The organism is Clostridioides sp. ZZV15-6388, from assembly GCF_020657755.1.
In the GTDB taxonomy this organism is placed as follows: Bacteria; Bacillota; Clostridia; order Peptostreptococcales; family Peptostreptococcaceae; genus Clostridioides.
Genome location: NZ_JAGWCU010000164.1, coordinates 1 through 214, shown reverse-complemented (window position 1 = coordinate 214; position 214 = coordinate 1). Strand labels below are relative to the sequence as shown.

Here is a 214-nt window from a genome sequence, read left to right as displayed (position 1 = left end):
CCGATTAAGGAGATGTCATTGGGATGTCAAGCTTAGGTAAGGTTCTTCGCGTTGCTTCGATTTAAATCACATGCTACGCTACTTGTTCGGGTCCCCGTCAATTCCTTTGAGTTACACTATTGCGAGCGTACTTCCCAGGCGGAGTACTTAATGCGTTAGCTGCGGCACCGAGGGGGGTAACCCCCGACACCTAGTACTCATCGTTTACAGCGTG

General features: G+C 50.5%; 1 rRNA gene. It reads right to left on the bottom strand.

The features are described 5' to 3' along the window. Positions 1-214, bottom strand: a 16S ribosomal RNA gene (locus KGF48_RS20195); the annotation flags it as partial.